This is a genomic window from Candidatus Berkiella aquae (assembly GCF_001431295.2).
GTDB classification, from domain to species: domain Bacteria; phylum Pseudomonadota; class Gammaproteobacteria; order Berkiellales; family Berkiellaceae; genus Berkiella; species Berkiella aquae.
The window spans coordinates 2,378,385-2,401,491 of record NZ_LKAJ02000001.1 but is presented as its reverse complement, the minus strand read 5'-3'; the positions used below and the strand labels follow the sequence as shown (position 1 = coordinate 2,401,491).

Annotated in this window: 15 protein-coding genes; 8 read left to right on the top strand and 7 right to left on the bottom strand. The window is 38.3% G+C overall.

All coding sequences use genetic code 11. The features are described from left to right. Position 1: 1 nt before the first annotated feature. Both HT99x_RS10540 and HT99x_RS10535 read right to left on the bottom strand, forming a co-directional pair. Positions 2-2,725, bottom strand: a complete 2,724-nt coding sequence (locus HT99x_RS10540; RefSeq protein ID WP_075064952.1) for an ankyrin repeat domain-containing protein — start codon at positions 2,723-2,725, stop codon at positions 2-4. 99 nt (positions 2,726-2,824) lie between these two features. Further along, positions 2,825-3,715, bottom strand: a complete 891-nt coding sequence (locus tag HT99x_RS10535; RefSeq protein WP_075064953.1) for a hypothetical protein — start codon at positions 3,713-3,715, stop codon at positions 2,825-2,827. A 57-nt stretch (positions 3,716-3,772) separates the two neighbouring features. Here HT99x_RS10535 and HT99x_RS10530 point away from each other — a divergent pair, with 57 nt between their 5' ends. The 4 genes from HT99x_RS10530 to HT99x_RS10515 all read left to right on the top strand — a co-directional run bounded on the left by HT99x_RS10530 (position 3,773) and on the right by HT99x_RS10515 (position 8,206). Beyond that, a complete protein-coding gene (locus HT99x_RS10530) occupies positions 3,773-5,512 on the top strand; it encodes a class I poly(R)-hydroxyalkanoic acid synthase (protein WP_075064954.1) in 1,740 nt (579 codons plus the stop codon). 79 nt (positions 5,513-5,591) lie between these two features. Beyond that, positions 5,592-6,644: a diguanylate cyclase gene (locus tag HT99x_RS10525; protein WP_075064955.1), complete on the top strand. Its 1,053-nt coding sequence runs from the start codon at positions 5,592-5,594 to the stop codon at positions 6,642-6,644. A 70-nt stretch (positions 6,645-6,714) separates the two neighbouring features. After that, the gene (locus HT99x_RS10520) at positions 6,715-7,545 is read left to right on the top strand and encodes a DUF2797 domain-containing protein (protein ID WP_075064956.1); all 831 of its coding nucleotides are present in this window, start codon (positions 6,715-6,717) and stop codon (positions 7,543-7,545) included. 127 nt (positions 7,546-7,672) lie between these two features. Continuing rightward, positions 7,673-8,206 carry a hypothetical protein gene (locus HT99x_RS10515; RefSeq protein WP_075064957.1) on the top strand — a complete coding sequence of 178 codons (534 nt, stop codon included), beginning with the start codon at positions 7,673-7,675 and terminating at the stop codon, positions 8,204-8,206. A 60-nt stretch (positions 8,207-8,266) separates the two neighbouring features. Here the strand turns inward: HT99x_RS10515 and HT99x_RS10510 are convergent, their stop codons facing one another. Beyond that, entirely contained in the window at positions 8,267-9,610 is a 1,344-nt protein-coding gene (locus tag HT99x_RS10510; protein WP_075064958.1) for an amino acid carrier protein, read from the bottom strand. Positions 9,611-9,823: 213 nt separating this feature from the next. On the opposite strand from HT99x_RS10510, the gene HT99x_RS10505 reads away from it, so the two are divergent. Beyond that, positions 9,824-10,942 (top strand): ankyrin repeat domain-containing protein, encoded by a 1,119-nt coding sequence (locus tag HT99x_RS10505; RefSeq protein ID WP_075064959.1) that lies wholly within the window; start codon positions 9,824-9,826, stop codon positions 10,940-10,942. On the opposite strand, the gene HT99x_RS10500 is transcribed toward HT99x_RS10505, so the two are convergent. From HT99x_RS10500 to HT99x_RS10490, 3 genes are read right to left on the bottom strand one after another with little or no spacing between them, the layout of a single operon-like run. After that, the gene (locus tag HT99x_RS10500; RefSeq protein WP_075064960.1) at positions 10,939-12,456 is read right to left on the bottom strand and encodes a SpoVR family protein; all 1,518 of its coding nucleotides are present in this window, start codon (positions 12,454-12,456) and stop codon (positions 10,939-10,941) included. The genes HT99x_RS10505 and HT99x_RS10500 overlap by 4 nt on opposite strands. Next, a complete protein-coding gene (locus HT99x_RS10495) occupies positions 12,449-13,729 on the bottom strand; it encodes a DUF444 family protein (protein WP_075064961.1) in 1,281 nt (426 codons plus the stop codon). The genes HT99x_RS10500 and HT99x_RS10495 overlap by 8 nt, the downstream gene beginning before the upstream one ends. Before the next feature lie 9 nt (positions 13,730-13,738). Beyond that, complete coding sequence (locus HT99x_RS10490) at positions 13,739-15,664, bottom strand: PrkA family serine protein kinase (RefSeq protein ID WP_075064962.1); 1,926 nt, start codon at positions 15,662-15,664, stop codon at positions 13,739-13,741. Between the two features lie 149 nt (positions 15,665-15,813). Between HT99x_RS10490 and pepN the strand changes: the two genes are divergently transcribed. Then, entirely contained in the window at positions 15,814-18,465 is a 2,652-nt protein-coding gene (pepN, locus tag HT99x_RS10485; protein WP_075064963.1) for an aminopeptidase N, read from the top strand. Between the two features lie 193 nt (positions 18,466-18,658). After that, positions 18,659-20,689 carry a hypothetical protein gene (locus tag HT99x_RS10480; RefSeq protein WP_075064964.1) on the top strand — a complete coding sequence of 677 codons (2,031 nt, stop codon included), beginning with the start codon at positions 18,659-18,661 and terminating at the stop codon, positions 20,687-20,689. Between the two features lie 13 nt (positions 20,690-20,702). On the opposite strand, the gene HT99x_RS10475 is transcribed toward HT99x_RS10480, so the two are convergent. Continuing rightward, positions 20,703-21,911 carry a Bcr/CflA family efflux MFS transporter gene (locus tag HT99x_RS10475; RefSeq protein WP_075064965.1) on the bottom strand — a complete coding sequence of 403 codons (1,209 nt, stop codon included), beginning with the start codon at positions 21,909-21,911 and terminating at the stop codon, positions 20,703-20,705. Between the two features lie 121 nt (positions 21,912-22,032). On the opposite strand from HT99x_RS10475, the gene hemH reads away from it, so the two are divergent. Further along, on the top strand, positions 22,033-23,091 hold the full coding sequence (gene hemH, locus HT99x_RS10470) for a ferrochelatase (RefSeq protein WP_075064966.1): 1,059 nt from the start codon (positions 22,033-22,035) through the stop codon (positions 23,089-23,091). The last annotated feature ends 16 nt before the right edge of the window (positions 23,092-23,107 follow it).

The following is a 23,107-nucleotide window of genomic DNA, read 5'->3' as shown; positions in this document are numbered from 1 at the left end:
TTCATGACATTTTCGGTTTTTTGTTAGAATAACTATAATTAGAAATAGTTTGACAATCTTGAGTTGTTAAGTAAATACAGTATTTTTGAGATTTGTTATCAATTTGTACAGTTTTAGGCTGACTTCTTCCTTGTTTGGCTGCGGCTAATGAACCCAATCCTAGAGTATGGTAAGCACTTTTGCTAAAAATATCAGCATTCTTATTGCCATCAGGTCCTTCAAAATAAATAATGGTTGCCTTACCAGAATGGCCAATTGTGTAAGGGATTTGCTTAGTATCCATTAATTTAAAAATGCCATTATCGAAATCCGATACGGGAGGATTCCCGGGTAAAGGATTCAATACGGGAGGGTTCGCTGGTAAAGGATTCAATACCGGTACATTCGGTGCGTTATTTGCAAAATGGTGAACTATCGGCGCTGCTTTCGCTGGAGCATTGACAGGAGTGCGATAAATGAGAAGATGAGGAAAAGATTGGGCAACAAAATCAGCGAACAAATAAGATTTTTTATCCGGTGCAGTATAATAGATATGATTGCGATTCAGTGTATCTAAGGGGTATTCTCCTCGTGAATTTTTTTCTGATAATAAATGGGGAAAAGTTTGTGTTAAAGCCACAGCAGCGTTCCCTTTGTTATAAAGTAAGGCTTGATGTAAATAATTGCCTGCAGCCGAGGAAGGAAAAGCGACACCACCCCTTTTGACAATTTCGGCAAGCTTTTTTGTTTCGCTAAAGTTGTCTGCGTTAATTGCACGTTGCAATATTTGTAGTAAAATGTTCTCGCACTTCTTGAGCGGTGTGTTTCCTTGAGAATCTCGAGTGAATAAAAGATCCGGATTAACTTGTATTAAAGATTCAATGGCTTGTGCTTTGCTTTTTACCGCAGCAAGATGTAAAGGATTTTCTCCTTTATTATTGCAAGGGAAATTTAATTGGTGGTTTTTATGTAAAATTCTTGCCAACCAATATGTTTCGATTGCATTGTCATTATCGATAGCTAAAAGAAGTTTCCCTTTTAATACTCCAGCTAATGATGTTTTTCCGGGTGCAAGGGAAACATTTAAAAATGCTGGATTAAAATCAATTATTGTTTCTAAAGCTAAGAAGCAATCATTATCAATAGCAAATTGAATATCGGCTAATTGTATTTCATTAACATTCATAGCAAGGCACAAAGCTTTCGATAAAGTACCTATTCTTGTGTCCAATGACATATTAGCGTTTTGTGTTTCAAGAATCGCTTTTTTAACAATGAGCGAGGATTCATTTTTAATATGTGATATTAGCGGTTGTATTAGCTTAGGTTGCCATTTTTGCAAAAACGCTACTATATAACTACTTAGATTTTCTCCGTTACCAAAAAAATTGGGCTTTTTTAAATCTGGATGATGCAAAATAGGATCGATAAGTGAAATCTGATTCTGATCTTTCATCGCCAATAAAACTAAATCTAAAATAGATTGATTATTTAAATTCTTAATATCGATCTTGGCACCTAATTGTGTGTACTTTGCTAATCTTGCAAATGTATTGTCAAAATCGTGCTGGTGTTCTAATAAGGCACGGTGCAAAATGGTATTTCCCTGAGCGTCTTGAAGATTCAAGCGGGCAGGGATTCGATCAGGAGTTTTGCTAGCAATGTGATCTAACTGATGCTCCTTTGCTAAACCGATAGCTTTTGGTGCATAAGATTGAAAATACTTCCCTTTTGCGCCAAAAGAGGCAGAAAAATGCCCATAATCTGCGGGGTGGATTTTGTCTTTTCCTCCTATTCCCATGTAACCTTTACCAACTTTAGGATCAACATGGATAGCCGTCGCTGCCATATTCTCCGAAAATTCATTAATACTAAATGAGGAGATAATATGACTTACTTTTAAAGGAATAGGTGCATTGTTGCTAGAAAGTTTATCGATTAGTTTGTGTAAATTTTTCTTACAAACACCTTTTGCATGATCAAGACATATACCTGTAGTCGTTAAAAAAGTTCCTCCTGTATTGGTAATTATTTTTAGGGCGCTTTGATATTGGTTAGGATCATTCATTAAGACGCCAGCATTGCTTAGTTTTTTTGCTGCATCTTGTTGTTCTGACAAGAGCACATCTGTAGCGGGGGAATCACCAATGAGCGGATAAACGATTTTTTGCCCGGCATTATTAATATAACCATATTGAAAATCAACGAGAGATGCATTTTCTTTTTCAAAATGATTTATCATTGGTATGTGGTTATAGTTACCGTCAACGGGTGATTGAATATAAAGAGCGCTATTGTGAACTTTATTATCATTCCCTAAGACAGGGAAAGTCGCTAACATTAGATGAATATTAGGAGGAACGTAGGTATTAGGAGGGATGATAGGATGCATAAAAAGATTTTTAATATTTTGAATAATTTGACAATATTCATCTATCGATAAGGGCCTGTCTTTAGTGTAAAAACTAAATTCGTCGGTTATTAAGCGTGTAATTAAATCTGGATTAATAGTTTTATGCTTCTGCATAGCGGTTATGAGCCAGCTTCTTATCGTTGCGCAGATTCTATCAATCCGTTGCGGATCAGGCGGTACTGTTGCATCTGCAAGGTAAAGTGGTCTTGTATTATTGTATGCTTTATATTTTGATAACGATGTCTCTCCGGCTTGCCCTTGAATTAAAATATCTTGAACTTCAATTGTTTTATCCGCTATACGATAATCAACGCCAAAGTTAGGTGCTAACATGTTAATCTCTTTTTTCTAATTGAACTTTCAATGTGACTTATGCACAGTGAAATTAGTTCATGAGTAAATAGTATTTACACTATTTTGTTAAAGCATGAATTATTTAGCATAACGATAGGCTCTAATAGCCGGTAAGAAAGGGACAGGATCGAGTCTGACATCGTTTCGTACCGAACGATTCTGATCGCGCAAGCTCTTTTTCAGAGGGATCTTGAATACAGGATAAGGTGTTTGAGCTTCACAAGGAAAGAAAATAGGAACGGGACCTTTGATCATCATTCGAGTCGCTGTTTCTCCCTGTAAAACGATATTGGATCTTAAATGAGGCGCCAATTCTTGCACAATCGCTAATTGTTCATTTTGTGGTAGCGCATGCAATTTTTGCAGTTGAAGTTGAATACCGCTATCTTCGCCTTTTTTTAATAACATTTCTTGTGCTTTAGCTAGGCTGATGCGTTTAATCGCTTTGGTATGGGCCCAAGTCCAACTTATTTTCTGTGGTGGGGCCTTTAAAATAGGGATTTTTCGGTAGCATTGCTTTAAATGAAGACGGGCCAGCCCCATTTTATGCATAGCGACAGAAAAAGGGAGGGGGTGTTTATTTAAAAGGGCATCCATTTGTTCAGAGAAACCATTGGCTTGAGGGTTAATTTTGGCCGCCTTTAAAGCCAGTATCGACTTTTTGAATTGCTCTTTCGCAAGATTCACTTCATTCACGATGATGAGGGTTTCGTTACTTGCCCCAATAAATCCCGGTAATACGATAATTTCCCGGGGTGCCTGGCAATCGAGATATTGTATTTGCTTAAAAAGGGCAATCGCTTTATCTCTGGCACTTAAATCGCCCAAATAAAATTGGCTTTCCGCTTCTTCATGGACCCAAGCGATAAGATTGCTATCTAGTCTTATTGCGTCGCACAATTTATCTAAATTCATTTGAAGATTCAAGAAAGTATCGAGAACATCTTGTCGTAGAATAGCTTCTTGCATGAGTTATTTTAGCACCTAAACTTATACATGAGTACGCAATGACTTTCCGAGAAAACCATGTATCCCAAATTGTTTGATGAGCGCACATTTAAGTTCTTTCAAGACTACCAGAAAACATGCACAAATCCACAGTTATTATGCTCAGAGTGGTTTAATACTCAAAAGCTTTATCAAAAATGGTTCATTGAGTTAGCAGAAAAACCGCAAGCGATGCAGTCATTACCAGAAGACGCTTACCAAGAATGGGTGATGTTATTAAATGCGTTTCAGCAAAAAATAAGCGGTTTATCGGTAGCGGAGTCTTCGGTTGAAGATAAACGTTTTACGGATGCAGATTGGCAAGAGCATCCCTTATTTTACTTTTATCATCAAGCCTATTTGCTCTGGGTTAAGCAAGCACTTCAGTGGGTTGAAACCCATGGGAGTGAAGACTCAAAATTAAAAAAACAAATTTCATTTTTTACAAAGCAGTATCTGGATGCGCTAGCACCTTCCAATTTTCCATTGACGAACCCTACCATCTTTAAGCAAACCCTGACATCACAAGGGCAAAATATCCGCAATGGATTGCAAAATTGGTTTGAAGACTTGTTAAAGAGTCCTGGGCATTGGCAAATTCAAATGACGAATACAAAAGCATTTGAACTTGGAAGAAATATTGCCATAACAAAAGGAAAAGTGATATTTCAGAATCGGTTAATGCAATTAATTCAATATGAACCAACAACACCTACTGTGTATCAAAAACCTTTATTAATGGTGCCACCTTGGATTAACAAATATTATATTTTAGATCTTAACGAAAAGAAGTCATTAGTAAAATGGCTTGTTGATCAAGGAATAACCGTTTTTATGATTTCTTGGGTGAATCCAGATAAATCTTATCAAGAGGTTTGCTTTGAAGATTATTTATCTGAAGGAATTCTGACCGCTTGTGATGCCATTACTAAAGCAACTAATGAGAAATCGATTAATGCATTAGGTTTTTGTATTGGTGGCACATTGCTGGCTGTTGCTTGTGCTTATCTTAAAGCGAAAAACCAATCGACGATTTCCAGTGCAACTTTTTTAACCTCACTCATTGATTTTAGTGAACCAGGAGATATTGGCGTTTTTATCGATGAGACCCAAATTAAAAATATTGAGCAAAAAATGGCTTTAGATGGCTATCTTGATGGTAGAGCGATGATGAGCACATTTAATTTGCTTCGTGTGAATGATTTACAATGGTCGTATTATATTAATCATTACCTTCAAGGCAAGAAGCCTATTGCTTTTGATTTACTTTTTTGGAATTCAGACCCTAGCAATCTGCCTGCAAAAATGCATAGTTATTATCTGAGAAATTTTTATTTAGAAAATCGTTTATGCGTCCCTAATGCGCTCACGGTTTTGAATGAAAAGCTCAATTTAAATAATGTCGACATTCCCTGTTATTTCTTCTCAACTTCGCAAGATCATATTGCACCTTGGCAAAGTACATTTATGGGGGCGAAATGTTTTAGTGGAAATATCACTTTTGTACTAGGAGGCTCGGGGCATATTGCAGGTGTTGTTAATCCGCCTAATCAAAATAAATATGGCTATAGAAGCTCAGATGTTGATATAAAATCTCTTTCTTGTGCCAAAGAATGGTTAAAGAGCACAACTACACATGAAGGTTCATGGTGGTTACATTGGGGAGAATGGCTGAAGATGCATGCAGGTAATAAAGTGAATCAGCGCATTCCAGGGCAGGGAAAATTAAAAATAATTCAAGATGCACCGGGAGATTACGTTAGAAAAAAAATCGACTAAGCAATGTTTTAGTGATATGCGCTATTCTTCAATAGTAGATGTGTTTGTGCTGCCTGTAAAAATATAACGTAGTGATATAATGAAAGTATTAGTATGCGATGATTCTATTATTAATTGTCAAATCATTGGGGCTTATCTGGCAGAGATGGGGCATAAAGCAATTTATGCTGATAATGGCACGCAAGCCGTAACGTTGTTTGAAGAGCAAGAGCCCGATTTAGTACTCATTGATGTTGAAATGCCTGAAATGGATGGCTACGAAGCAACTCGGATGATGCGCCAATCATTTAATGATTTTTCACAATGGACCCCCATTATTTTTGTTAGCAGTCATATTGATGATGCCAGCATTGTCAAGGGTATAGAAGCAGGGGGCGATGATTATCTAACCAAACCTGTTTCACAAGCAGTTTTGAGAGCAAAAATTCACGCGATGCGACGTTTAGTTAATATGCGACAAAATTTGATTGATTTTGGTAATCAGCTGCGTGAAGTGAATGATAAATTAATGATGTCAAATCAATTATTATCTGAGTTATCCCTTAAAGATCCATTAACTCGATTAGGAAATCGTCGTGCTTTTGAAGAAAGTCTTGTTCGTGCAAGTCGTTCTGCAATACGTGAAGAAAAAGCGATTTCATTGTTGATGATTGACGTTGATCAGTTTAAATCTTTTAACGATACATACGGTCATCAAGCAGGTGATTGTTGTTTGCAACAAGTTGCACAAGTTTTTAAAAGAGGGCTCCATCGAGCAACGGATTTTGGTGCGCGTTATGGCGGAGAAGAATTTTCTATTATATTACCAGATACTGCACTCTCCGGCGCTTTACATGTTGCGCAGCGATTACGTCAATGTGTTGAAGCTTTGCAGATCCCCAACCAAAAAGCATCCAATGGTATTATTACCATTAGCATTGGTGTTGCAACGGCTGAGCCATCTAAAGAATTTAGTGGCGAATTATTAGTCGGCGCTGCTGACAGTGCCTTATATGAAGCAAAACAAACTGGCCGCAATTGTATTGTGGGCACGAAAATGGAACCACTCACCCCCGTTAGCGCTGATAAAAGACCTCAATATAAAATGACCCGCCATTTGCCAACAACAACTGGCTCATCTTCTGCACATTAGGTGCATCATCGGATATTTGCATTTGAAACCCTACTAAATTAGAATGCGACAAAACAGAAGGGTGAATCCGATGATATTTGATGGTGTACTTTCAAAAATGGTTGCAGATACAACGCAATCGACTATCTCATATCAGTTGCCTCTTTCTTCAAACCTCATTCCATTAAATCCTTACCTAGGAAAAACGTTGCAACTCACCTTCACAGGCGAAATTGTTTGTGTGGGTTGTACTGCAGTGATTAGAAAAAGCTACCAAAATGGCTACTGTTTTCCTTGTACCCAACGTTTGGCGAATTGCGATCTTTGTATTGTCAAACCTGAACGTTGTCATTTTCACTTGGATACCTGTCGTGAGCCACAGTGGGGGCAATCCTATTGTATGACTTCACATTATGTCTATTTAGCAAATGCCTCCGGTATTAAAGTAGGTATTACTCGAAAAACACAAATACCGACACGTTGGATTGATCAAGGTGCTGTTGCAGGCTTACCTTTACTTGAAGTAGCAACGCGCCGTATTTCTGGTTTTATAGAAGTTGCTATTGCTAAACATGTCCCCGACAAAACCAATTGGCGCCGCATGCTCATGGGAAATCATGAATCGGTAGATTTAATGCAATTTAAAAAGGATTTGCTAGATAAAGTTGCCAAAGACATTGAACAAATTCGTCAGCAGTTTGGTCAAGATAGCATTAAAACAATGGATGATGCGCAAATCATGCAGCTAGACTACCCTGTGTTGCAATATCCAGCCAAAGTTACCTCGCTCTCCCTTGATAAAAAAATGGAAATTAATAGTACTTTATTGGGCATTAAAGGCCAATATTTAATATTTGCAGATGGCGTTATTAATATTCGCAAATATAGTGGCTATAAAATCCGTTTGACGACTCCAGACTAACGCCAGATTAGTATCTTGCTGTCGTACTCATCAATCGTTATGATTATTCCCGCCCAGCTAGCAGTTGAGTTTTATCTCAACATTGAGCGGTGATGGGTATCCAAGAATAATAATAAAAGGAGTTACCATGAGCTATAGTAAACAGCAAATCTCAGAAACCGCCGATTTTATTGCAGACAGAATGTTTTTAGAGAGCCAAGAAAAATTAAAAGCATGGTTTTGTCGCCAGTTTGTTGCCAATTTTAAACAATATAATCAGCTTTCAGCAGTGACTTTTAGCGCCAAAGACGAACTCTTTAGCGAGCTTAAAAGCCAATTAGCCTCAAAAGCACTCATCATCCCAAGTGGTTTTAAAGTAACCCTTTTTCAAAATGGTTCTAGCCTTTGCTATAACAATAAGGATCAAGAAGTTATTTTTCCGAGAAAACCCGTGACGCATTTCAAAGACAAATTGAATACTTTGATATCGGATGACTTTGGGCCGTTTTATGACGAAGAGGTTGATGAAGAATCAGAGGCAGACTTTGCTCCTCTTCCTCCCCAAGGACCTATTGTGTATAGCTTTGCTCACTTGATGCCGATTCAATCAAGCGTAGGATTCAATGCTGAAGAGGAAAAAGAACACTTACAGTCAAAGGCTACCAAGAGTAGATTCTGTTAAGCGCAGAGTGAGTGGAAAAGCTGTCTCATGGTGATAAACCGTGAGACAGCAAACAAGATCTTAGTTGCTTTCTACAAAAATTTGTTTTCTTTCAGGTGCATTAAATAATAATGCCACTTCTTTATATAACCCTATCAAAGCAATGACATTCAATACCAGCATCAGGTTCATAAATACGTCTGCCAAAGTCCAAACAAATTTAACATGTACTAGCGCACCAATGGGAATACAAGCAACAAACAAGTATTGGAAAGGACGAATCATTTTACTTGAAAACAGATATTCCACTGCTCTATCAGCACAATAAGACCAAGTCAAAATGGTGGTAAAGGCAAAAAAGAATAAGGTGATGGTAATAATTTGACCAGCATAGTCAAAAGAAAAACCGCGTTTGAACGCTTCAATGCAAAGGTTCGTGCTTTCAAGTCCATGGACTAACCATGAATCCGTAATAATTAAGACCAATCCGGTTAAGGTGCACACTAGCATCACCACTAATGGGGAAACGGTACTGATTAATCCTTGCATTAAGGCAGTTTGGGTTAGTGGGGCTTTGTTATCCACTGATGCATGGATAATGGCATCAATACCCACGCCGGTATCGGTTGCAAATAAGCCTCTATCAAAACCCGTGCGCAGTCCTTCAAGAACGGTATAACCTGCAATACCGCCCGCAACTGCCGTGGGAGCGAAAGCTGCGTGCATAATCAATTCAAAAGCGGGAATAATTTTGTCAAAGTTCAAGACTAAAATGAATGCACAAGCGAGAACATAGCCAACCGCCATAAAAGGAACAAGCAATGAAGAGACGGTAGAAAAACGTTGAAACCCACCCAAAATAACGGCTGCAACTAAAATAGCTACCCCAAAACCGGTTAAGAGTGGAGGAATGCCAGCTTGGGTAAAGGGAAGTGCTAAAGAATTCATTTGCACCATATTACCGACGGTAAGGGCGCCAAGGATCGCTAATATACAATAGAATTTACCTGCACGTTTCATTCCCAGCCCTTTGGCTAGGTAATACATGGGGCCACCAACGTACTGTCCATTATCACTTTTCTTGCGATAAAGAACGCCTAGGGCGCAGCCAACGAACTTTAGAATCGAGCCAAACGTTGCCATGACCCACATCCAAAAAATGGAGCCAGGTCCCCCCATGGTCAGTGCGACCGCTATTCCTGAAATATTCCCGGTACCGAGGTTCCCCCCCAAGACCGCAGCGACTGCGCTAAAGGAGCTTGAACGATTATCTGAGGTATCTCTATCTTTGAGGAAGAATTTCCAGGCTTTGAGTGCATGTGTGCACTGCACAAATCGAAATTTTATCGTAAAAAAGATGCCGACGAAGGCAACAAGGGGTATCAACACAAAAAGGGAAAGGGCAGATTTAAGTTCGTCTAACATGATACCTCATTAGGGGATTGGCTGCCGTTAAGGGATTTTGATTTTACGGGCAGCTGCTACCCCAGTCAAGATTTATAGTTATTTAACTTTGTTATTTCTGAGTAACGGTAGTGACTATAAGAGTAACGGTTACGATAAATGCGCTACTTACACGCCTTGAGTTTTAGCGAGCAATCACGTAAAAATCCTATTTTTCCGCAAGAAGGTTAAATAATGCAAACAAGAGATGGGTACTTATCCTCGATTCATTTTGCAGCCCTTGAAGGAAAAAATGATAAATTATGCAAGCTTCTAACGGCAAAACCTCACCATGTCAATATTCAAGATCGTTATGGAATGACGCCCTTACACTATGCAGCGAAGTATGGGCAATTAGAGTCCGTGAGTATCTTATTGCAGCGTGGCGCGAACATCAATCAAGTCGATTGTGATGGATATCCCCCCATTTTTTATGCAACGTCTAGAATAAAACGTTTTTTGTTGTCGCAGGGGGCTAAACGATTTGATCCCTATTTTACGCCATTACATAAAGCTGCTTTGCAAGGTAAGTTACAGCAAGTCAAAACAAACCTGCGTTGTGGTATCAATGAACAAGATGATAATGGCGTAACGCCATTAATGTATGCCGTGCTTTCTAAAAATAAAAAATTGATTTCCTATTTGTTAAAAAAGGGTGCTGATCCTTATGCGGTAGATTTCAATCAAAATAATATTATAGACTATGCAAAAAAAGATAATCACCATACCCCCTTATCTCGTTTTCTAAAAAAACAAATTGGTCTTACCAAAACCCGTTTGCGACGAATTATGCATTTTTTACGTTTTAGAATTTTACGTAAATTAGGGTTGGCTAAAAAATTAAATAAAAAATTACTGATTATATTAGGCGAATCGCATGGTGATTATCGGCTCTATCAAATTGAAAAGGCATTTTTAGCGTTTGCAGTAAAATTTAAAATTAAACATTTATTTGTAGAGACAAACCATGATTCTGCAATGATTGCTGATGAATATGGAAAAATGATTAATAAAAAGAAAAAAAACATGTTCATCACGGGGGTGGATAATCATCCTTGCTTATCTGCTTCGGTAAGCGAGCGTAATGTTGTGATAAGTGAAGGTATCGAAGCGATATGTCAACATGGGGTCTTTATTACGGGGTTGCATCATTTATATGGTTTAGTAAGAGATCCTAAAACAAAACTGGATGGCAGAAAATTCGAGACTCTGCCAATTAATTTAGCAGCTTCATTTATCACGCAGAGTTCGAAAATAGTAGAAGAACGCTTTGCTTTTAATGCTAAAAAAGTGCTTCAATTAAAGCGAATTTAACTTGCAATGGTTCTAGGCGGGCATTCGCTCAAAATTTGAATTTGGTTTTCATCATTGAGCATTTCCAGTCTGATAGGGAACTTCCAAAGGCGATAAAGATGTTTAACCACCTCATCTTTAGTATGACCAATGGGGCGACGATTGCGTTGCGTATAGCGCAAAGTCAGCGAGCGATCACCACGAACATCGACATTATAGACTTGAATGTCAGGTTCTAAATTGCCTAAATTATAATTTTCACTTAATGATTGCCTTAGTCGATGATAGCCGTCTTCATTATGAATGAGATCGACCTCTAAATCGGGGTGATCATCATCATCTAAAATGCTAAATAATTTTAAATCTCTCATGACTTTGGGTGAAAGAAACTGAGCAATAAAACTCTCATCTTTAAAATTGCGCATAGCAAAATCGAGGGTTTCGATCCAATTGCTCCCAGCGATATCAGGGAACCATTTTTTGTCTTCATCAGTTGGATTTTCACAAAGGCGGCGGATATCGCAAAACATCGAAAAGCCAAGTGTGTAGGGATTGATGCCTGAATAAAATTGGCTATCGAATGATGGCTGATAAATAACGTTAGTATGATTGTGTAAAAACTCAATCATAAAATCATCGTTAATCAAGCCTTCTGTGTATAATTGATTCATAATCGTGTAATGCCAGAAAGTTGCCCAGCCTTCGTTCATGACTTTGGTCTGCTTTTGTGGATAAAAGTATTGGGCGATTTTTCTGACAATGCGTACAATTTCTCTTTCCCAAGGTTCAAGCAGTGGCGCATGTTTCTCGATAAAATACAGAATATTTTCTTGAGGCTCTTCTGGGAAACGTTTTTCGGCAATATCATCCGATCTATTTTGTTTTGCAGGGAGGGTGCGCCAAAGTTCGTTGACGAGAGATTGTAAATATTCAGCACGATTTGCTTGTCTTGTTTTTTCTTCTTGCAAAGATATTTTATTGGGGCGTTTGTATCGATCAACCCCATTATTCATTAATGCATGACAGGCATCAATAATTTCTTCAACTTCATCAATGCCATAGTGCTCTTCGCATTCTGCTATGTAATTTTTAGCGAACACCAGATAATCAATAATAGAGTCTGGGCTTGTCCAGGTTTTAAAAAGGTAATTATTTTTAAAGAATGAATTATGACCATAGCAGGCATGTGCAATAACTAAAGCTTGCATTGCTAAGGTGTTTTCTTCCATTAAATAGGCAATACAAGGATTAGAGTTAATGACTAGCTCATAGGCTAAGCCCATGTAACCTCGGCGGTAATGCTTTTCGACATTTAAAAATTGCTTACCAAAAGACCAATGACTATAACCCAATGGCATACCGACTGAGGAGTAAGCATCTAACATTTGTTCTGAATTAATGATTTCAATCTGATTAGGATAGGTATCGAGTTTAAAGTTTTGTGCAATTCGTGATATTTCTTTATCAAACAACCCTAATAATTCATGAGTCCATTCAGAAGAATCCGAGATAATTGTATTTTTTGCCTTAGCCATGAAGAACTCCTTCCTGGCGTTTAAAGAGTTCCCTGAATACTGGGTAAATATCTTTAACGCTTTCTATATGTTGCATGGCAAATTGAGGGTAGATTTCTTTAATCGTTAAATAAGCTTCCCATAAACTTTGGTGATGTCTTGGCATGATCTCAACATAGGCAAAATATTGCACAAATTCGAGAATGTCATCGACAAGGATCTCTTTGCAGCGAGGGGAATCATTATTCCAATTATCACCATCGGATGCTTGAGCCGCATAGATATTCCAATCGCTGGTTGGATAACGTGTCACCATAATATCACGCATTAATTCTAAGGCACTGGAGACGACGGTTCCACCGGTTTCTCTAGAATAGAAAAACTCTTCTTCATTGACTTCTTTAGCGCTCGTATGATGCCGTATAAAGACGACTTCTACATTTTCATAGGTTCTGGATAAGAATAAATACAATAAAATAAAAAATCGTTTAGCAACATCTTTTTTCGCTTCATCCATTGAGCCTGAAACGTCCATCAAACAAAACATGACTGCTTGTGTTGAGGGTTCTGGGCGCATCACACGATTATTGTATTTTAAATCGAATGGATCGATAAATGGGATGGTTTCAATCGTTTTGTTAAGACGTTTGATTTCATCTTCAATTTCTATAATATGCTTTGAATCAGGTTCGCTATTTAATAATAAAGCAAGTTCTTCTTCTAAAGCGACAATTTTTGTTTTCTTGGCTGCTCGAATGGCAAGACGCCGTCCTAATGCTTCACGTAATGAACGAACAATATTGATATTAGCTGGGATCCCTTGGGAGGTATAGCCTGCACGGATCATTTTATAATTGGGCATTTTAGCAATTTGCGTTTTAATCAAATTGGGCAATGCTAAATCTTCAAAAAAAATATCTAAAAATTCTTCTTTAGAGATTTCAAAGGCAAAATCATCTTGTCCTTCTTCCTTTGAATCACTAGCTTCTGAACCGCCACGGCCTTGTCCTCCTTGAGGAGGGCGCTTAATTAAGTCTCCTGGGACAAATTCTTTATTGCCAGGGAAAATGATATTTCGTACACCACCTTCACCATATGAAAATGATGGCTCTGATATATCTTTAGCCGGAATAGTGATTTTTTCGCCATATTCGTCAACTTCTTTAATACTTCTACCCGAAATAGCCTCTCTCACCGCTTCTTGAATTTGCTTCTTAAAGCGGCGCATAAAGCGCTGACGGTTCACTGCACTTTTGTGACGCCCATTGGGCCGGCGATCGATAAACCGCGACATCTTAGCCCCTTATGAAGATTTACGTACTCGTAAATACCATTCACAGAGCAAGCGCACTTGTTTGGGGGTATATCCCTTATCAACCATGCGATCGACAAATTCTTGGTGCTTTTTCTTTTCATCCGCAGAGGCTTTTGCATTAAATGAAATAACGGGTAATAAGTCTTCCGTATTAGAGAACATTTTCTTCTCAATGACGACCCGTAATTTTTCATAGCTCGTCCAGCTGGGATTTTTACCACGATTATTTGCCCGTGCTCTTAAGACAAAATTCACAATTTCATTACGGAAATCCTTAGGATTGCTAATCCCTGCAGGCTTCTCAATTTTCTCAAGTTCATCATTGAGTGCACGTCTATCCAGGATTTCTCCCGTATCAGGATCACGATATTCTGAGTCTTGAATCCAAAAGTCTGCATAAGTCACATAGCGATCGAAAATGTTTTGACCATATTCTGAATAGGATTCAAGATAAGCCGTTTGAATTTCCTTACCAATAAACTCGACATATCGTGGTTGGAGAAAGCCCTTGATATAGGACATATATCGTTCATGAATATCTGGAGAAAACTGTTCTCTTTCAATGCCTTGTTCTAGAACATAAAGTAAATGAACTGGGTTTGCAGCAATTTCGGTAGTATCGAAATTGAATACTTTAGAAAGTACCTTAAAAGCAAATCGGGTTGAAAGACCGGTCATGCCCTCATCGACGCCAGCATAATCTCGATACTCTTGATAAGATTTTGCTTTAGGATCGGTATCTTTTAAGTTTTCGCCATCATAAACGCGCATTTTAGAGAAAATGCTTGAGTTTTCTGGTTCTTTAAGCCGTGAAAGGACAAAAAACTGCGCCAACATTTTCAAGGTATTAGGTGCACAAGGTGCCTCTTTGAGTGAGCTATTTTGCAATAGTTTTTTGTAAATCTGCACTTCTTCAGTAACGCGGAGGCAATAAGGCACTTTGATAATATAGACACGATCAAGCAATGCTTCATTGTGTTTGTTATTTTTGAAGGTTAACCATTCGCTTTCATTGGAGTGCGCAAGAATGATCCCATCAAAAGGAATAGAGGCTGAGCCTTCAGTCGCGTTATAGTTACCTTCTTGAGTTGCAGTCAACAGAGGATGTAAAACCTTAATAGGGGCTTTAAACATTTCTACAAATTCTAATAAGCCACGGTGTGCCTTACAAAGACCGCCAGAATAACTGTAGGCATCAGCATCATCTTGAGAAAACTGTTCTAATTTTCGGATATCAACTTTACCAACTAATGAGGAGATATCCTGGTTGTTTTCATCCCCTGGCTCTGTTTTGGCAACCGCTACCAGTTTGGAGCGTGAGGGCCATATTTTGACAACACGAAATTGATTCACATCACCGTTATATTCATTTAAACGTTTGACTGCCCAAGGTGATAAAATGGTTTCAGTATAACGTCTTGGGATCCCATACTCTTCTTCTAAGATGGGGCCATCTTCATCTGGATCAAATAAACCCAATGGGGATTCATGGACAGGCGAACCCTTTAGAGCATAAAAGGGCACTTTTTCCATCAGGGCTTTTAATCTTTCTGCTAATGAAGATTTACCGCCACCAACGGGTCCTAATAAATACAGGATTTGCTTCTTTTCTTCTAAGCCTTGTGCGGCATGCTTTAAGTAAGCAACAATTTGTTCAATAGGCTCTTCCATGCCATAAAAATACTCAAAAGAGCTATAGAGCTTGACTACTTTATTGGAAAAAATTCGACTCAAGCGACGATCTTTACTGGTATCCACGAGTGTGGGTTCACCAATCGCTTCTAATAAGCGTTCTGCAGCATTTGCATACGCCATGCGATCATGTTTACAGATCTCAAGGTATTCTTGTAGGCTATATTCTTCTTGTTTATAGCGACCGTCGTAACGCTCTTTAAAGCTACTTAATACGTCCATGTCCACCCCCTAATTCAATATTAGTTCAACAACTGATGTCTTATCAAGCGGCTTGACTAATAAGAAATAGGATGGAACGCCACATTCTTGATTTGCATGAATCGCATAGTAAACTGCATAGGCAGGAATATGATTAACAGGAGCAACCTATGAAGCATCATGATACAAAACTTAATACAACCTATTTAAAAGACTATAAGGCTCCTGATTTTATTATTGAGTCAATAGATTTACAGTTTGAATTAGATGAAGATAAAACCCTGGTTCACTCTCTTCTAAAGATGAGTCGTCATACGAACCAAGGTAAAGCCCAACCATTAATTTTATCAGGTGAATCCTTAAAACTCATTTCATTACAACTTGATGGAAAACAACTGACGCCTACTCAATATAAAGTCAGTGACACTGAATTAGAAATTTTAGACGTGCCTTTACAATTTGTTTTAGAAATTGTGACTGAAATCCACCCCGAGAAAAATACAACCTTAAGCGGGTTATATCGTTCTGAAAAAATGTTCTGCACGCAATGTGAGGCAGAAGGTTTTCGAAGAATGACATATTATCTTGATAGACCTGATGTGATGTCAACATTTACCACAACCATTGTGGCAGACAAAACAAAGTATCCTGTTTTGCTATCCAATGGTAACAAGGTTGGGCAAGGAGATATGGATGGCAATCGTCATTGGGTGAAATGGCATGATCCATTCAAAAAACCAAGCTATCTATTTGCGTTAGTTGCAGGAAATTTAGTTAAAATTTCAGACAGCTACACTACCGCTTCAGGGCGCAAAGTCGCCTTAGAAATTTTTGTTGATGAGCAAAATAAAGATAAATGCGCCCATGCGATTAGCTCCTTGAAGCACTCTATGCAGTGGGATGAGCAAACTTATGGCAGAGAATACGATTTAGATGTCTATATGATTGTTGCTGCGAATGATTTTAATATGGGGGCAATGGAAAACAAAGGATTAAATATTTTTAATTCTAAATATGTTTTAGCTAATGAAAAAACAGCAACGGATGTTGATTTTCAAAATGTTGAAGCAGTCATTGGACATGAATACTTTCATAACTGGACTGGAAATCGCATCACTTGTCGTGACTGGTTTCAATTAAGTTTAAAAGAAGGGTTAACAGTATTTCGCGAACAGCAGTTCAGTGCCAGCATGGGTTCGCCTACCGTTAAACGTATTAATGATGTACGCATAATTCGTACCAGACAATTTGCCGAAGATGCCGGCCCTATGGCTCATCCGGTACGACCTGAATCATATATTGAAATTAATAATTTTTATACCTCAACCATTTATAACAAAGGTGCTGAAGTCATTCGTATGTTACATACAATACTCGGCTCTGATAAATTCCGAAAAGGAATGGATCTTTACTTTGAGAGACATGATGGTCAAGCAGTAACCATTGAAGATTTTGTTGCCTCATTTAGTGACGCAAATGATTATGATCTCAAACAATTTCATCGTTGGTATCACCAAGCAGGGACACCTGAGGTGAATGTTGTTGGGCAATATAATGATAAAAATAAAACATTCACGTTAACCATTAATCAAGTATTACCCAAAACACCCGATAATCAGGAAAAGCAGCCTTATTTAATTCCTATTAAAATTGCATTGTATAACCAAAAAGGGGAAGCATTACCACTTGACTCCTCTGATGAAGTAACGCAAACCAAAGAAGGCAGTTATTTGATGTTGTCTAAGGAAAAGCAACAATATACTTTTAATAACATCAAAGAACCCCCTGTGCCATCTCTTTTAGGCAATTTTTCCGCACCCGTAAAACTACATTATGCTTATACCCAAGCAGAATTAATGTTGTTAATGTCACATGATAATGATTTGTTTAATCGGTGGGATAGTGCACAACGACTTTGTACACAGGTTGTTAAAAATCTAATGCAGGATTATGCTCAGCATAATCCTTTGAATGTACCTCCAGCACTCTATGAGGCTTATCAAGATCTATTGAAGCAGACTCATATCGACCCTGCTGTGATTGCCCAAATATTAAGTCTGCCCTCCTTTGGCTACATAGCTGAAACGTTACCGCAAACCGATGTGGCAGCACTGATTGCGGCTCGTGGTGCTTTAATTAAGCAATTTGCGGTCAATATCAGTGAGGCGTTAGCCAAGACTTATCAAAATGCTGCAGCGAAAGATGATGCCAGTTTATCAAATGAGAGTATGGCAAATCGTGCGTTAAAAAATACGACATTGGCATACCTCTTGCGTACGCAAGATCATCAGTGGGTTCACCTAGCCGAAAAGCAGTATGAGCAAGCGCGTAATATGACTGATATGATGGGAGCACTGGGTGCATTAAACCATTCCACTCATCCAAGTCGAGAAAAGTTATTTAATGATTTTTATCAACGATTTAAGCATGATCCTTTAGTCGTTAATAAATGGCTCAGTTTGCATGCGACGAGTGAATTGCCAACGGCGCTTGAAAATATTAAAGGACTTTTAAAGCACGAAGCTTTTGATATTCGTAATCCCAATAAAGTTTATGCTCTAATTAATACCTTTAGTATGGGCAATCCAGAGCGATTCCACGATACAGAGGGTAAGGGTTATGATTTTCTAGCCGATCGCGTCATTGAATTAAATCAAGCAAATCCACAGGTTGCTGCTAGGCTTTTAGAAGCACTTACCCAATGGAAGCGGCTTGATAATAAACAAGGTCAATTGATGAAAAAAGCCCTTGAGAAGATCCAATCCTCAGGTAACCTTTCAGAAGATGTTTATGAAATTGTAACCAAATCTTTAATTGCCTAAATCATAAAGGGATGAGAAAAATTTTTTCTCATCCCTGCCAAACGCTCGTCGTTTATTCGAACAATAATGTGAACGATGTTCGCTTAGGTCTTTTATCGAATAAAAAGGGCTTTTCAGCTTAAATAAATAGATGCATGGGTAATTCCTGACATATCATCTTGTGTTGATAAATCTAACAAGATGGTGTCAGTCAATGCTTTTCGAGCAAATTACGACAATCATTACTAATATATGCACTTATATTGATAGGCTGATCCAATCCAAATATAAAGTGGATTCACAAGCAGTTCAGAAGAAAAAAATGGCATTTGAGATATTAGAGGAAAGTGCACAGGATTTTATTGAATCTAATATGCCAGAAGTTGGTGCGCAATTAGAAAGTGGCCATTCATTACCCTTATCAAGAGTAATTAAGGAAATTTTTAGTGGTTCAGAAAAAGTGACACTAAGCTTATTATCTAAATGTACTGAAAATGCTTTTTCTACTCCAATGCTACAAAATAGCAATGAAATCATCTCTACTAGTTTAAATCTCCCTATTATGCAGCAAGGAATGCCAAAAATAGTCCATACAGATTTCATACAAAGCACAGAAGTTAAATTAGTAGATAGTCCAATAATAGACGGACAAGCTGCGTCGATCAAAATGAATAGAGCGTTAAGCGAGCTCGAAAAAATGGCCTTGGAATTCGATGACCTTTTTATTAATCAATTACCATCAGCACAACAATCTTCTGTAACCCAAGATAATCCATCGATTGAATTTAATAATGTATTTCAAGGGGCATTAAGAGATCTTGATTCTCTGAATGATGTACAAATGACAAGCTATGAACAGCCCATCTATCGATTTGATGAATCATTATGGGCACAAGTTGTTCGCGAAACAATACAAGGGACAGGCAATTCACAAACATCCGATCAAGCGGTTTTAGATTTATCTTCGTATTTATTTGATAGTACTTTATTTAGTACTGAATTAAGACGTTCAACCATAGCTGATTTACTTAACGAACCGGATTGGTTAAAAGTTGGCAAAAGGGAATTTAATCTAAATGAAAAAGAAATATTTGAAGTATTTGCCAAAACCAACGTCGATCAAGACAGTTTGCATGAATACGTAGAAGAATTAGCTGATACGCTCTCAGAATATAATGCTAACGAGCTTTCAGATAAAATTTTAGAAATTGTTAATATCGCTGGAGCTGAAGAATCGGTGGAACAACTCGATGTCATGCCTCTTATCGATAAAATCGAATACTTTGAGTTTTTAAAGGAAATGTTACCGAGATCTATCGTAGATTCTTGCCAAGAAAATGGCCTTGATTTGGCGAATCATGCTGTTTACCATGCTTTAAATGACTTTATAAGGCATGAAGAAGATGGCACTTGGCAACGTCAAGAAGAAATAGCATATGCTGAAGAATTGGCTGAGCTGAAAAATCTAATTGAAGAAAAAATGCAAAATGAAAATCTTTCTTGGTACGATGCCTTTAGAGCCGTATTTTATGAACCGGATACGCAGGACATGAATAAGGATAGCCTAATACATGCAACTATTTTAAATGCTCCTAATGAAGCAGATGAAAATGCAATGTTGCTTGAGCAAATTGAAGCCAAAGTAGAAAATGAAGGTTTGTCATGGTATGACGCATTTAATGCCATTTTGTACCCCAATAATTTAGAAAATGACACAGAAATCGAAAATAAAGTTAATGTACTCAACGATGATTTGTTCGAATCAAATGATAATAATCCCACTTGCTTTAATGCAACTAACCTTAGCGATGAGGAGCTAATCGAACTTAATGACGTTTTTTCTGTCATGAAAAGCAAGCTGCAACAAGATGAGGTTTTTTCAGAAGATCTTGAGCTTGTCAATAAATTAATGGATTACATAACTACTTTATATCCTGCATTCGACGAACAACCAATCTCAACAAATATCGAGCCTTTTCCTAATGAAACCGAAGATAGTAAAACTGATGAAGATATGCCTGAAACCACGCTATACGAGCTTCTGCAAACGCTGACCCGCTTGCCTGATGATTCTTTGGATTATGATGATCTTTTCATTCAAGAAGATGGTATTCTAGGATTAGAAGGGGATGAAGTTGATACCCCATCTATTGATGTCGAAGAGTGTTTTGAGATATCAGGGAGCTGGGGGCAGCCTTCGATGGCTTTACCCGAACAAGAAAGTGCAATAGTTGATGCATTCTAACGTCCAAAGTATTTCAGGATATCGACTTTGATTCAGTTGATGAAATCTTTTCGATACAGAGGATATTGATCAAAATAAGACCCAAACCTAGGGTAAGTAATAAGCTACCTAAAGGCATAACAGTGATCTTCTCACCCCAGATGGCAATGCCACCTAATAAACCACCACCAATAAATTCAATACAACCAAAAAGGGCAGAAGCGGCGCCTGCATTTTGTTTAAATGGCATCAGCGCCCCACTGGCACTGGCTCCTAGTAGCATCGCGGCACTCGCACTGGCGAGTAAATTGGGAATAAATAAAATAAAAAAATGATTAAAGTAGTGATGGCCGATTAACATCATCAAGGCGCTAATGCATAGCATGATGGCCCCAATGAAGGTACTCTGCCTAAACCCGAAACGATAAATCAATTTCCCAATCATCGAACCTGTTGTTAAAAAGAATGCAGCATTGCAACTAAATAACAAAGCAAAAGTCGAAACCGATAAGCTGTGCTCCATCATAAAAAATCGAGGGGATAATGAAAAATAACCAAACATTGCAGCTTGGGCTGTCATGGCACACACCGCAAAATACATAAAGCCATAATGTTTGATAAAGGTTGCATAAGGTTTTTGGATTCTATCCCGAAAAGAAAAAGCAATTTTTTTAATCAGCGTTTCTTCCAATTTAAAAAAGCCCAAAAGCCATAGCGCTATGCCATAGGTTAATAACACTATAAAGGTTGCTTGCCAGCCATAATGGACTTGTAAGTAGGCGCCTAAAATAGGCGCAGCAATAGGAGCCAGTGCCATGGCTGCTTTAAGCGAAGTAAAAATAATGGTGGCATTCATGTTCTCATACTGATCACGTACCATTGCCATGGCAACAACTTGGGTACCACAAGCACCTAAAGCTTGTAATATTCTGCCAAAAAGTAATATTTCAATCCTGCTGGTTAAGGCGCAAACTAGACTGCCTAGTATAAATAAACCGCTGCTTAATAAGATAACGGTACGTCGGCCAAAGCTATCAGCCATGGGGCCTGCAACGAGTTGCCCAAATCCAAAGGTATACAAAAAGAGGCTCATTGTTAATTGAATCATGGTGCTAGAAGCTTGTAGCGCCTCTTTCATTGAAGGGATAGAGGGTAAGTACATATCCAATGCAAGCCCCAACGGGAGCACAAAGGGGATCATTAAGATAATGGTGGCAATCAGGGGAGAGGAGGTGCGCTTCATCGTTTTCTCTTTAGTTATTTTTGATTACAATTCATCTCAATGAAATAACAATCAAGTAATTTAATTAACTTTCCAGCTCGTCTTATAGGCTTGGGAAGAGTATAAGATTGTAAGGTAAATCATGACTATAACCAAAACCGGGGTGCTTTTAATTAATTTAGGGACGCCAGCCCGGGCTGATAAGAAAGCGGTGCGTGCCTTTTTAAAAGAATTTTTAAGCGATGCCCGAGTGGTCGATCTACCCGTTTGGGTTCGCCAGGTCTTATTGCATAGTGTGATTTTACCTTTTCGTACCGGTAAAACAACCAATGCATATCAATCTATTTGGGATCAAGAAAAAGGCTCTCCCTTATTATTCCATTCGCAAGATTTGTTGCATGGATTGCGCGATGAATTAGGTGAGCAATATCAAGTTGAATTAGGGATGCGTTATGGTGAGCCCAGTATTTGGAGCGCCACAGAAAAATTATTAAAAGCGCAATGCTCACAAGTGATTATTGTTCCTTTATTCCCACAATATTCTTCTGCTGCTAGCGGTTCAGCCATTGCGAGTGTGATGCGAGGTTTATTGCCCAAACAACACATCCCACATTTATCGATTGTGAGCGATTTTTTTCACGATCCTAATTACATTAAGGCACAAGTCTCTTTAATTGCGCCCCACATTGAAGCCAAACAACCGGATTCTATTTTGTTTAGTTATCATAGCTTGCCTTGGCGGCAAATCGAAAAAGGCGGAAGTCAGTGCCAAATTAGCTGCCAACAAAACCAACCTTGTGCACAGATCTCTCCTGAAAATCGTTTATGTTATCGAGCGCAATGCTATGAAACCTCACGTTTAATTGCACAAGCATTAGGGATTAATGCTTATCATGTGGTCTTTCAATCACGTTTAGGGCGTATTCCCTGGGTAGGGCCTGATCTCACCACCGCAATGACTCAATTAATTCAAGGGGGTAAACGTAATTTACTGATTGCAAGCCCTTCCTTTGTTGCGGATTGTTTAGAAACCTTAGAAGAAATTGGTATTCGCGCAAAAGGTTTATGGCAAGATTTAGGTGGCAAAGATTTTACCTTAGTGCCTTGTTTAAATTCCGAGCCTTTGTGGATCCAAGGATTGGCGAATATTGTGAAAGCCAATGTAAGACAGAAACAAGTTAATCCTGTAGAGATAATCTAAGACCTTTTTCAGGATA

Bases quoted from the DNA above. Each gene is read 5' to 3' on its own strand.
- HT99x_RS10540 (WP_075064952.1), bottom strand. From the start codon at position 2,725: ATGTTAGCACCTAACTTTGGCGTTGATTATCGTATAGCGGATAAAACA.
- HT99x_RS10535 (WP_075064953.1), bottom strand. From the start codon at position 3,715: ATGCAAGAAGCTATTCTACGACAAGATGTTCTCGATACTTTCTTGAAT.
- HT99x_RS10530 (WP_075064954.1), top strand. From the start codon at position 3,773: ATGTATCCCAAATTGTTTGATGAGCGCACATTTAAGTTCTTTCAAGAC.
- HT99x_RS10525 (WP_075064955.1), top strand. From the start codon at position 5,592: ATGAAAGTATTAGTATGCGATGATTCTATTATTAATTGTCAAATCATT.
- HT99x_RS10520 (WP_075064956.1), top strand. From the start codon at position 6,715: ATGATATTTGATGGTGTACTTTCAAAAATGGTTGCAGATACAACGCAA.
- HT99x_RS10515 (WP_075064957.1), top strand. From the start codon at position 7,673: ATGAGCTATAGTAAACAGCAAATCTCAGAAACCGCCGATTTTATTGCA.
- HT99x_RS10510 (WP_075064958.1), bottom strand. From the start codon at position 9,610: ATGTTAGACGAACTTAAATCTGCCCTTTCCCTTTTTGTGTTGATACCC.
- HT99x_RS10505 (WP_075064959.1), top strand. From the start codon at position 9,824: ATGCAAACAAGAGATGGGTACTTATCCTCGATTCATTTTGCAGCCCTT.
- HT99x_RS10500 (WP_075064960.1), bottom strand. From the start codon at position 12,456: ATGGCTAAGGCAAAAAATACAATTATCTCGGATTCTTCTGAATGGACT.
- HT99x_RS10495 (WP_075064961.1), bottom strand. From the start codon at position 13,729: ATGTCGCGGTTTATCGATCGCCGGCCCAATGGGCGTCACAAAAGTGCA.
- HT99x_RS10490 (WP_075064962.1), bottom strand. From the start codon at position 15,664: ATGGACGTATTAAGTAGCTTTAAAGAGCGTTACGACGGTCGCTATAAA.
- pepN (WP_075064963.1), top strand. From the start codon at position 15,814: ATGAAGCATCATGATACAAAACTTAATACAACCTATTTAAAAGACTAT.
- HT99x_RS10480 (WP_075064964.1), top strand. From the start codon at position 18,659: ATGCTTTTCGAGCAAATTACGACAATCATTACTAATATATGCACTTAT.
- HT99x_RS10475 (WP_075064965.1), bottom strand. From the start codon at position 21,911: ATGAAGCGCACCTCCTCTCCCCTGATTGCCACCATTATCTTAATGATC.
- hemH (WP_075064966.1), top strand. From the start codon at position 22,033: ATGACTATAACCAAAACCGGGGTGCTTTTAATTAATTTAGGGACGCCA.